This window comes from Limisphaera ngatamarikiensis (assembly GCF_011044775.1).
GTDB classification, from domain to species: Bacteria; Verrucomicrobiota; Verrucomicrobiia; order Limisphaerales; family Limisphaeraceae; genus Limisphaera; species Limisphaera ngatamarikiensis.
On record NZ_JAAKYA010000087.1, the window covers coordinates 40,641 to 50,325 of the forward strand.

The 9,685-nt window shown below is 64.7% G+C and carries 6 protein-coding genes; 5 read left to right on the forward strand and 1 reads right to left on the reverse strand.

Going from position 1 to position 9,685, the window contains the following annotated elements:
* The coding region (locus G4L39_RS14750) for a hypothetical protein (protein WP_205881018.1) at positions 1-187 on the forward strand (187 nt) is incomplete at its 5' end.
* A gap of 432 nt (positions 188-619) precedes the next feature.
* On the opposite strand, the gene G4L39_RS13380 is transcribed toward G4L39_RS14750, so the two are convergent.
* Positions 620-2,191 carry a hypothetical protein gene (locus tag G4L39_RS13380; protein ID WP_165108921.1) on the reverse strand — a complete coding sequence of 524 codons (1,572 nt, stop codon included), beginning with the start codon at positions 2,189-2,191 and terminating at the stop codon, positions 620-622.
* 1,010 nt (positions 2,192-3,201) lie between these two features.
* On the opposite strand from G4L39_RS13380, the gene G4L39_RS13385 reads away from it, so the two are divergent.
* The 4 genes from G4L39_RS13385 to G4L39_RS13400 all read left to right on the forward strand — a co-directional run.
* Positions 3,202-5,343 carry an RNA polymerase factor sigma-54 gene (locus G4L39_RS13385; protein WP_165108923.1) on the forward strand — a complete coding sequence of 714 codons (2,142 nt, stop codon included), beginning with the start codon at positions 3,202-3,204 and terminating at the stop codon, positions 5,341-5,343.
* Between the two features lie 154 nt (positions 5,344-5,497).
* Positions 5,498-7,558: a DUF2961 domain-containing protein gene (locus G4L39_RS13390; RefSeq protein ID WP_165108925.1), complete on the forward strand. Its 2,061-nt coding sequence runs from the start codon at positions 5,498-5,500 to the stop codon at positions 7,556-7,558.
* Positions 7,559-7,986: 428 nt separating this feature from the next.
* Complete coding sequence (locus G4L39_RS13395; protein WP_205881019.1) at positions 7,987-9,129, forward strand: outer membrane protein assembly factor BamB family protein; 1,143 nt, start codon at positions 7,987-7,989, stop codon at positions 9,127-9,129.
* A 176-nt stretch (positions 9,130-9,305) separates the two neighbouring features.
* A partial coding sequence (locus G4L39_RS13400) for a hypothetical protein (RefSeq protein WP_165108929.1) occupies positions 9,306-9,685 on the forward strand: 380 nt, incomplete at its 3' end.

The following is a 9,685-nucleotide window of genomic DNA, read 5'->3' on the forward strand; positions in this document are numbered from 1 at the left end:
ACCGCAGCTCTCGCTCGAAGAGCAAATCCTGCTCATCGAGCTGCAGCGGCAAGCCACACAGGACAGGGTGGCCCGCGGTGAAATGCCGCCCCTGCCCCCAACCGAACTCACGCCACCCTCGGCCCTGCCCACACCCACCCCACCTGCACCGCCCGTCCCCACCGTTCCCCCTGTACCTGGCCAATAACCGATCTTGTCGCCTTGGGTTATTGAGGGGGGGCACCCCTTTTGGCCCCGGCCCCGGCCCTTTGTTACCGCCTGCACCCGGCACACCACAAAGTTCCAACCAGCAGGCCAAAACCGATCACGGCCCGGCCGGCCGTGAACTCCCCCGGCCAAGACCAGCAGGACGGTCCAACCGTCGATGGGTGGCCGGCGCGCTCACCCTCGTCTAACTGGACTTTTAAAGGACCTGCGTCTGGCAGACCAGCACTTGCAATCACCGAACCCGGGTTGACGCCACTTGGAGAGGCGATTCCGCTGACGGAGCCCCGTACGATGGTCCACACTTGGACAATCCGCAGCCCGGGTCGATCCGCCCACCTTGGATGAGCTCAAGAAAGAACCGGCGCAGCGAGTTCAGTTTCCCTGCCCATGCGACTTCCACCCGACCTCCGTTTCAAGTGCGGATCGGGACCGGAGGAACGGGGACCGGCGGCAGTGAAGGTTCGGCCGCGGACTCGGGCTCGGCTCGCGCCGGTTCCAACGCAGGTTGAGGCACAGCCACACCCCGGTTCAGCGCGACGCTGAAGCCCACCAAGCCCGTGAAGTAATAGAACTCAGCGTAGAAAGCCCCGAACACAACCAGAAAGTGCACCACACGGGCGCAGAACAACGCCAGCAGGAAAGTGTTCAACGTCTTGAGCTCGGGCGGACCGTAACGGTAATTCCGCACCAGCACCCGCCACGCAGCGTACCAAAACCACAGCACCCCGATCGCACCCCACACGCCCAGCGGCACGATGATGGACAATGGCCCGTTGTGATAATCGCCTGCCAGTTCGGCCAACTCCCCCGGAGTCAGCTCCCCCTGTCCCCGAAGGCGGTCGAACCGCCGAAACTGGGCCATCTCGAGGTCGCGCACATTGATGGCGTACCCCTTGCCCAGCCAGAAATATTTCGGGACATCCACGACCACGCGTTGCCACAGGTCCAAACGCCATTGGGTCGACATCCGTGCATCTTCACGCACCTGCTCGATGCCCAACCATGGAATCCAAGAAAGCGACCGCTGCACCTGGTAAGGGAGGTGATGGGAAATGGGCAGCAACGACACAAACAATCCCACCAGCGCCACCCACAAGGGCAGGTACCGCACCTTCAGAAAGCCCTCCAGATAGAACTGGAAAGCGAGAATCAGCGCCGCCAATACCACGAAACTCCGATAACCTCCGAACGCCACGCCCAGGCTGAACGCCAGCACGACGACCAGCCGCCAGGGTTGGCGCATGTCGAAAATGCCGCGCAGCCCGTACCGGGCGGTCATATACCAAAGGCCGCACAACGAGGCGGTCGCCACACCGTAGAGGCGCCCCAACTGAAGTCCGGTGGGCGACGGAGCGTACAACACCGACCGCTCCACAGGAAAGATATAGTAGATAAATCGGAGCCATTCCGGCACCTGCTGAACCACGCTGCTGAGCGCCAGGGTCAAACCGCCCAGGAAAAACAATCCCGTGTACTTCAACGCCTTCTCAGGCGGAATCGGACGAGCGCTCAGGGCAAAATAACCCAGAATCGCCCCCGCCAACGCAACGTAACGGCTGCCACCGCCGACCTCCGACCCGGCAAAACCGAACCCGGCACCGCCGGTAAGGGCAAATGTCACCAGCAACACCCCGCTCAAATACACCAGCGGCCAGGTCACCGAAGGCACCAAAATCGGCTTGTTCCGACGGTCCACCGCGTACATGAGCAAAATGATCAGAATGCTGATGCCGGTCAGAACCAATCGCAAGGGAGGTCGTCCCGGTAAAAACGGGACCACCGCCAGCGTATGCCACGAAAGGATCAACAACGGCTGATGCCAGTTCAGAAGGATCGGAATCAACAGCACCACAAACACCAACCCCAACACCACCACGGAGGTGATGTCCGAAGGCAACGCCAGGTAATACCCCAGCACCACCGCCAGTGGGAGGCAGATGGTGTATACCAGTGCCGAGCGGACGACTTGTCGCGGATCGCTCATGGATCAAACCAGGTTTCAACCGCAGTTCTTCGTACCAGTGTAGAATCCGGTCACCCGCCTTTCCAGCCCGGCTTTCAGGTTTTTCCCAACCCACCTTCCCGGACCACCAGGCCCAACGGACCTGATCCGCCAAAGAGACGATGGACCACACGACGGGAATCACCCGGCACGCGCTTTCGGACGCCATGCCTTAGGGCCCGCACAAGCCCGACCGTCCCCAGAATCCTTCGCATCCTGCACAACCGCTCAAAGATGCCCGCATGCGCAGCGGGGCCGAAACCCGCGCGGCCCCGGCGGTGGGCCCACTCAAACCGGTCCCCAAAACTTCGTAACCTTCGGAACCGCCATGCGCCCCGGCCTGCCGCCTCCTCACGGCCACTCCCAACAGAGCACGCGGCGTCCCGATAAACCCGTCTTCCCGCCGTGCTCCCACCATTGCACACCCCAAGGGCCCGCACGCCCATCGGCCGGGCGCGCAGTTCAGAGGTTCACCAGCAACATGCCTGAAGGCCCCTGTCCCCCTGATGAAAAGCGATTCGCAAGGAGGGACCGCGTCCTTGCGGCTCCCAATAGGGGCCCTCAAAGTACCAAGATCGCAAACAGCCCAAGTTGTATAAGGTGCTGCTGTGGACTGCCCATGTACCAACCGCCCAAGCTTCTTCCCTGCCCAATCTACCCGCCCCCCTCTGTGTCCAACCTCTGTGCCCTTTATGCCTCTGTGGTCTGTTTCCCCAACCGTGCCTCCGTGGTTCCCCGGGCGGTTCTTCCGTCAGTCCCGCACGCTCGAAAAGGGTGATCGCCCCCAATAGTCCACCGGCCGAAAGGACGCGACCAGAGACCGTAAGCCCGGACGGGTCAAGCCCACGAATATGGCGTCCGCCCCCGGCCCGAGGGCGTTATCCATTTCTCCGACAGCCCGTTCCGTTCCGCGCCTGCACACCCCGGACAGGCAACCCCGGGGACATAAAACTTGAGAGGGGCTCCAACCGCTGTTAGTGTTCCAGCGAAGCATGGCTCAGGGGCTCCATCTGTCCCAGCGGCTCACCCAGTCGCTGATCCTGGCACCGCAACTGCAGCAGTCGCTGGCATTGCTGCAGGCGCCGTTGCTTGAGCTCAAAAGCCTGGTCGAGCAGGAGCTGCAGCAAAACCCCGCCCTCGAAGAATTGCCCCCCGGCACCGCCGACGCCGAAAACCCCGTCGCCCACGCAGCCGATCTGGAACGGTTGGATCCGGCCGAGCCACCCCCGGATGTCCGTTACGACCCCACGGTCGAACGGCCCGGCGAACCCGTGGACGATTTCCAGGCGGAGCTCGACCGGCTGCTGCAGATGGACCAGGAATGGCGGGAACACTTCCACCAAACGCAGCTCGCGCAGCAGGTCACGCCCGAGGACGAGGAACGGCGGCAGTTCATGTTCGATTCCCTGGTGGCCACACCGTCCCTGCAACAGGATCTCCTGGAGCAGATGCGGGAATCAGACCTGCCCGAGGCGGATTACCCGGTCGGAGAACTCATCATCGGCAACGTGGACGATCGGGGCTACCTGACCGCCACCGTGGAGGAAATCGCCCGGGAGGCGGGAACGACGCCCGACCACGTGGAGCGGGTCCTGCGGGTCATTCAGAGCCTGGAACCTCCCGGCGTGGCGGCGCGGAACCTTCAGGAGTGCCTGCTGCTGCAGCTCGAACGGGCAGGGCAGCAGGACAGCCTCGAGTACCGCATCATCCGGGATCACATGGATCTGTTGGCGCGGCGCAAGGTGCCGGAGCTGGCACGGCTCACGGGCGCCACGGTGGAGGAGGTCCAGGCCGCACTGCAGCGTATTGCGCGACTGGATCCCCGTCCCGGCCGGGCATACGCGCCGGACACGGATCTTTATGTGGTGCCCGAGGTATTCGTACAGAAGGTGGGCGATGAGTACGTGGTCACTGCCAACCAGGATTACCTGCCCCGCCTGCGCATCAGCCCCACGTACCGCGACCTCATGAGCCGGGCCCCGGTGGACACGGTGGCGCTGGCCCAAGCGTTTGAGGGGTGCGCGGGCGAGGTCCGGGCCTTGTTGGAACAAGCGCTGGAAGCCATCCGCGCGGAAAAGGATCAGGAAGCCCTGCAACGGTTGAAACAAATCGCCGAACACCCCGACCTGACCAGGGCCCAGCGCCAGGCCCTCCAGGTCGCCCAGGCGCAACTGATGGAAAAGGCCGCGTTCGTGGAGGCACGGAATTTCATCCGGGAAAAGATCCGGGCCGGCCGGTTCCTCATCCGCAGCATCGCGCAACGACAGGAGACCATCCTCAACATCGCCCGCGAAATCGTGAAACGGCAGCGGGACTTTTTCGACAAGGGACCGGCCCACCTCAAACCCCTGACCATGGCGGCCGTGGCCGAGGCCGTGGGCGTGCACGAAACCACGGTCAGCCGGGCCGTCAACGGCAAGTACATGCAAACGCCGCGCGGCCTGTTCGAAATGCGATACTTCTTCAGCACCGGCATCCGCACCGCCTCGGGCGACGGCCTTTCCAACACCAGCGTGAAGGAAATGATCGCCGAGATCTTCCGCAACGAAGATCCCGCCCACCCGTTATCCGACGACGCCGTGGTCAGAATCCTCAAACAACGCGGCATTGAAATCGCCCGACGCACCGTGGCCAAGTACCGGATGGAACTGGGCATCCTGGCCTCCAATCTCCGCCGCGTCTACACCAGCCGACCCAAGGTCAGGGAGACCGGCCCCGCACCAACCACCACGGACACCGCCACCTTCTCCGGGCCCCGACCCACCCAGGCCCCCGGTTCAGGAGTCCAAACCGAGTCCACCCCGTCGCCATCGGAGCCCGCACCGGCCATGGCCGAACCCGTGAGTGCCCCCGCACCGAACCCGGCCGACAGCAACGCCCCCACCTCCGGGGCCGGACAGCCCGCACACCCGCCCGCCACCATCGACGCCGAACCCATTGCGACCCCGAATCCCCCCGCGCCAAGCTGCGCGCCCGAACCTGTTCCTTCCAACCCGGACGCCTCATGCGCCAGGGCGGCTGCAGCTCCGATCACGGCCGCGACTCCCACCGGCGGGGCACCAATCGAAAGTGTTACGCCTGCCGCATGCGGTAACGATGAGCCGTCTTCGCAGCCAGAGGGGCGTCCCGGTTGACCGGGGGTAAGGGCTGGGCCGGGCACAGGAGGCTGCGCAAGGCACCGCGCCGCCGGGGCCATGACCATCGGCGGCCTGCCAACGCGGTACCGGGGGTTCCGGCGCATACGGCTGCGGCCGGCGATGACAGAACCGTGTCTTGAAAGGGCTACCTATGAAAGGGTTCCTGTGCAGTTGCCTTCTGGGTTGTAGTGTGAGCGTGGTCTTTGCCGCGGAACGGTTGACCTACGCCGATCTCGCGCGGCGTTTGGTGGACCTGGAACATCTGGCCACACTGCCCGAACCCGGAGAGCGAACCATCCAGTGGTCCAGCTATGATCGGGCCAGTCGATACGACGAGGCCACCGGTCGTTACGTGGGGTGGGACGCCAACGCAGACGGTCATGGCATCCTCCGGCGTGAGGGCAACCTCCAGGTCCTGGCAGAAATGAAAGGGCCGGGCGTGATTTGGCGAATGTGGTCGGCCACACCCAGGGAGGGACACGTGCGCATCTACCTGGACGACGAATCCGAGCCGGTCTTGGACCTGCCCTTTGTCGCCTACTTCGATGGGCGTCACGCGCCGTTCACCCGCACCGTGCTGGTCCATCGGGTGGCCATGGGTTGGAACAACTACACCCCCATCCCGTTCCGTAAATCCTGCAGAATCGTGGCCGAAGACGGCTGGGGCGACTACTACCACTTCACCTGCACCCTTTTCCCCGAAGGCACCGAGCTGCCCACGTTCCGCCCGGAACTTGCGCCCGAGGACGCCGCGGCCCTCGACGAGGTGGACAGGCTCTTGCAACAATGCGGACCGCGCACGCCCCGGGAGGAAATCGGCCGCGACACCTTCGAAGGTACGCTGGGCCCCGGGGACAGCCACCGCATCCGTCGCACCGGGCCCGGCGCCATTACCTTGATCCGGGCCCGTGTCACCGGCCTGACACCGAGCGAAGCCGAGGACGCACTGCGGGCGCTGGTGCTGGAAATCGCCTGGGACGACGAGCCCCGCCCGTCCGTCTGGACGCCGTTGGGCGATTTCTTCGGCACCGCACCGGGGTTGAATCCCTACCGGTCGTTCCCATGTGGGCTGACCGAGGACGGCTGGTTCTACGCCAATTGGTACATGCCCTTTGCGCGCTCGTTCGAGCTCAGGATCCACAACGAAGGGTCGGCGCCCCGCGCGGTGGCCCTCGAGGTCGTCACGGAACGGTTGCGCCGCGACGTGACCGCTTACGGTCGGTTCCACGCCAAATGGCACCGCGACGAGTTCCTCCCCACCGAATCGGAACGGTGGCTGGACTGGCCCCTGCTCAAGACCACCGGCCGCGGCCGATTCGTCGGCGTCATGTTGCATGTCTGGAACCCGCGCGGCGCCTGGTGGGGTGAAGGCGACGAAAAGTTCTTCGTGGACGGGGAAAAATTCCCCTCCATCTTTGGCACCGGGTCCGAAGATTACTTCGGCTATGCATGGTGTTGCCCGGACCTCTTCCAACACGCCTATCACAACCAGACCCGCAACGACGGCAACAACAAGGGCCACATCTCCGTCAACCGCTGGCATGTGCCGGATCAGGTGCCGTTCCAGAAATCGCTCGAAGCCTGCATCGAAAAATACTTCCCCAACCACCGGCCCACGCTCTACGCCGCCACGGTTTACTGGTACCTGGCCCCCGACGGGCACGATCCCTACGCGCTGCCGCCGATCGAGCACAGGATCGGCTACGCCCGGGCACCCGTCTACCCGCGGATCCCCGGCGCCATCGAAGGCGAGCAACTCAAGATCCTGGCCTGCACCGGCGGCCGTCCCCAGGAACAGGACATGAGCGGTTGGGGCGACGGCTGGAGCCACGACGCGCAGCTGTGGTGGATCGAGGGTCGCCCCGGGGATCGCCTTGACCTGGAACTGCCGGTGGAAAACTCAGGGCGCTACCGCATCGAGGTCCATATGACGCGCGCCCGAGATTACGGAATCGTCCGGTTCCACCTTGACGGTCAACCCCTGGGCGACCCGGTGGACCTCTATCATCCGCGCGTGGTGCCCACCGGTCCCGTACAATTGGGGGAACGGGAACTGGCGGCCGGGCCCCATGTTCTGACGGTGGAAATCGTGGCGAAGAATCCCGAGGCCATCCCCGCCCACATGTTCGGGCTCGACTACGTGAAACTCACCCCGGTGTCGGAGGTCCGCGCCCGTCCGGACGACAACGGAACACCCCAAACCAGCCGCTAAACGTCTCGATGCACGCCGTCCGGTACCCGAAGGGTGCCCCGAAGCCTGCCTGACGTGGAAGATGCACATGGGGCGAGACTGCATCCCGGAACAGTCGTTGGCTCCGAAGGAGTCACGGCGGTGACGCCGGTTTTTCGAGCGTGCGAACCGGCTGAACACAAGGACTCCGTGGCCGGGCGGCATACAATCTCGGCCGCCCTCGGCACCCAACCCGGGCACCCATCCGGGCCGGATCCCGGTTCAGCACCTGCTGCGTGCAGCCGTGAATTGATCTCGCTGCCCTGGCAGAAACTGCAGTCATACCCTTCCCAGCGCCCGCCGAACACCGCCGGGCCACTCGCCCATGAGTACGCGTCCGATTCCCAGCCTCCCCCTCGTCCGCCAAAAGGATTGCCGCGCAGCGGCCCGGGTCCTTAACTGAACCGGCAATGATGCCACGACATTGGAGCGGGAGGAATCGGTGCCCGGGAGTGCCCGGCTGGATCTGGCTGCTCGGGGTGTGTGTGTTGTCCCTGACTGCCCAGGCGCAGACACAGCGACGACCCGGCACAAACCTCTGGTCGGTTCCGTTGGGATCGGGCAACCAGGCCCCGCCGGCGGTGGCGACGGACGGAACCGTCTACGTAGGGCTGTTTGACGGACGATTGATGGCCTTTGGCCCCGATGGACGGCGCCGATGGCAGTTCGCCACGGGCATGGAGATTCAATCCGCTCCCACCGTGGCGCCCGACGGCACCATCTACTTCGGATGCCGGGACCGGCGCTTGTACGCCGTCAGCGCCCAGGGTCGCTTGAAATGGTACGCGCGCACGGGTCAGTGGGTGGATGCCTCCCCTGCCCTGTTGTCCGATGGCACGGTCTGTTTCGGCTCGTGGGACGGTCAGTTCCGTGCCGTGTCACCCGAGGGTCAGGTGCGCTGGGTGTTTCAAGCCGGCGGAATCATTTCGGCGGGAGCGGCGGTGGGTTCGGATGACACCATTTACTTCGGCACGCACGGTGGGCGGCTGATCGCGCTGCGACCCGACGGGACGGAAAAGTGGAGTTACCAGGCCGACGGGGCCATCCTTTCCACACCGGCCCTGGATCCGCAAGGGAACGTTTATTTCACCACCGTGCGGGGCAGGCTCCTTTCGCTGGACCGTGACGGAAGGCTCCGTTGGGAAACGCACACGGGCAGCATCACAGCCTCCTCACCGGTCCTGGACCTGGACGGCCAGGTGTACGTGGGGGTCAACCGCGAACTGCGCGCCTACGATCCACAGGGGCGGATGCTCTGGCGATACGCCACCGGCGACGACATTGAGTCCGCCCCCACCCTGTGCGCCAACGGCACGGTCCTGGTGGGCAGCCGGGACGGCTCGATTCACGCAGTCAGCCCCGAGGGACGCTACCTGTGGCACAACTGGCTGGGTGGCTTCATTCTGTCGAACCCGGCGCTGGCGCGCGACGGTACCATCTACGTCCTGACCTACTACGCCCTCCACGCACTGCATCCCGAGGCACCGCTGGCCCCCTCCAACTGGCCCACGCTCCAGGGCAACAGCCAGCGAACCGGCCGAGGCCGGTACTGAGCCCACCGCCGCAATACGGTCCCTCAAGGGCTTGCAGGCCCAGGCGCACCCACCCATCCAGCGCCGGCTGACGCCCGCCCCAAACCTTAGCCATCGCCTGAGGTATTGCACCGGCGGGTGAAGATTTTTTTTGGGTTCGGCGTTGAATATCGTCGCGCGCCGTGCCTCAATGAAGCATGCCGACTTTCACCAAACGCTCGCCCAGGATCCGCTTCGAGTTTGTTGCCGCTCAAAAGCAGTCCACCCTGGGCGGCCTGCCCGCCCTGGAAGCGCTGGCCCAGCAGTTTGACCTCTGGCAAAAAATCCGCGCCCTGCCCGGACTGGACCCGCGCACCCGCACCTCCCACGGCTACAGCCCCGAACTGATCGTGGCCCAACTGATCTACTGCTTCTGCTCGGGCGGGGCCAGCCTGGCCGACGCCGAACGGCTCAACGACGAGCCACTGGTGCGCCAGCTGGCCCGCGTCAAAAAGTTCGCCGACCCGACCCAGCTGGGCCAATGGCTGCGCCAACAGAACGACACCTCGATCGCCGCGCTCTGGAACCTCAACGCGCA

Excerpts from the sequence above, each read along its gene's own strand:
- G4L39_RS13385 (WP_165108923.1), top strand. The coding sequence starts at position 3,202 with ATGGCTCAGGGGCTCCATCTGTCCCAGCGGCTCACCCAGTCGCTGATC.
- G4L39_RS13395 (WP_205881019.1), top strand. The coding sequence starts at position 7,987 with ATGATGCCACGACATTGGAGCGGGAGGAATCGGTGCCCGGGAGTGCCC.
- G4L39_RS13380 (WP_165108921.1), bottom strand. The coding sequence starts at position 2,191 with ATGAGCGATCCGCGACAAGTCGTCCGCTCGGCACTGGTATACACCATC.
- G4L39_RS13390 (WP_165108925.1), top strand. The coding sequence starts at position 5,498 with ATGAAAGGGTTCCTGTGCAGTTGCCTTCTGGGTTGTAGTGTGAGCGTG.